Source organism: Collinsella sp. AM43-1 (assembly GCF_003467925.1).
Taxonomy (GTDB): domain Bacteria; phylum Actinomycetota; class Coriobacteriia; order Coriobacteriales; family Coriobacteriaceae; genus Collinsella.
Genome location: NZ_QSFR01000007.1, coordinates 1 through 1545 on the forward strand (window position 1 = coordinate 1; position 1545 = coordinate 1545).

General features: G+C 66.8%; 1 protein-coding gene. It reads right to left on the reverse strand.

Annotated features, from left to right (window positions below; all coding sequences use genetic code 11):
* Positions 1 to 113: 113 nt before the first annotated feature.
* Positions 114 to 1271 carry an IS110 family transposase gene (locus tag DW925_RS04355; RefSeq protein ID WP_231500848.1) on the reverse strand — a complete coding sequence of 386 codons (1158 nt, stop codon included), beginning with the start codon at positions 1269 to 1271 and terminating at the stop codon, positions 114 to 116.
* Between the last annotated feature and the right edge of the window lie 274 nt (positions 1272 to 1545).

The window sequence follows — 1545 nt, forward strand, 5'->3', positions numbered from 1 at the left end:
GGGGTGTTCCTATAGTTTTGTCAACTGGGAAATGCTCTCCGTGCGACCGAATCGCGGCATGCTGACGCCAAGCCATTAGGCCGGTGGGCTTCAGTCTGCTCGGTGCGTTTCGGCTAGGCTGCGTAAGGCACCCTGTCTCGCATGACCGCGTAGATGACCTTCAGTCTCTTTCGCGCCAGCGCCTTGAGCGCCTTGCCGTGCGACATGCCCCGCTCCCGGCACCTGGTGTAGTAGTCGCCCCATCTCCCCTCTGTCCGGGTAAGGCAGTTACATGAGAATATGAGCAGGTTCTTCAGCCTCTTGTTGCCTTGGCGCGATGCCGTCACCGAGGAGATCGAGGTTCCCGACTGGCGGTTGCGCGGCGCCAGGCCGCAGTACGACGCGAGCCTGTCGTGACTGGGGAAGTCTTCGATGTCGATGGAGATCGCAAGCTCGGAAGCGGTTTTGGGCCCGATGCCCGGCACCGTCAGGAGGCATCGGTAGGTATCGTCGCCCTCGAGCAGGGCGGAGATCTCCGCCGTGATCGCCTCGATCTCCGCCGAGTTCTCGGATATCCTGCGCGCGAGCAGTTTCACCGCCCGGTCCTCGGCGGCGACGACCGACGCATCCGGCCTTGTCGAGGAGGTTGTCGAGCGGACGAGGGCCTCGATCTTACCGCGCGCCGCCCCACGCGTGAGCGCCGCCGCCCTGCGGGGCCCGGCGTCGGCTACCGACCAGGCCCCGCCGAGGGATGCCATGAGCCTCAGCTGGGGCCCGTCGGACAGGTCGACCAGTGCCTCGAAGGCGGGGCACGATTCCAGCAGGATGCTGCGCAGCCGGTTCTTATTCCTAGTGTTCTCGCAGGTCAGGAAGTTCCTCTGGGCGGCCAGCGCCCTCGCCGCCGCAATCGTCGGACCCGGGTCTCCGACCGGCAGGAGCGCGTCGGGGATGCCAAGCGCCGTCTTCGCGATGACCATCGCGTCTCGCTCGTCGGTCTTGGCGTCGCCGGCGAAGAGCCTGGCGGCCCCGTGCGCCGCGAGTCCCGGCAGGTACGCCGCCGACATCCCGGCCGCCCTGGCGCGGGCGAGCGCGAGGGCGCCTATGTTGCGCGACTGGTCGACGACCACGAGCGCATCGGGGAAGCGGCCGAACAGCGAGTCCAGGTCGTCCTCCCTGTTCGCGACGGGGGTGCTCAACAGCACCTCGCCATCTCGAGTCGCGACGCATGCCCAGTGGGACGATTTCCCGACATCGAGCCCGATGACGGCTTCCGGCATTCTAATTGGTGCCACGGTGGTATCCTCCAATCGGTAGGCCGATCGGAACCCCTCCCCGCGACACCCACATTACCTGGCCGTGGCGCTTGCGCCCGGCAGTTTCCTATCAGTCGTCCGGAGCGGCGAGCGCCCCCGGTGGCAACACCCCCCGGGCCCTCTACGGGGCAGGGGCAGACGGCCATCCGGAGGCGCCCGATCGGCGGCCCCTCGGGGCTTGCCCGTATCGTAGGCAATGCGCCGAATGCTCGCCATCGAAATTTATCGATGGCCTATTTCAGACTGTAATGGG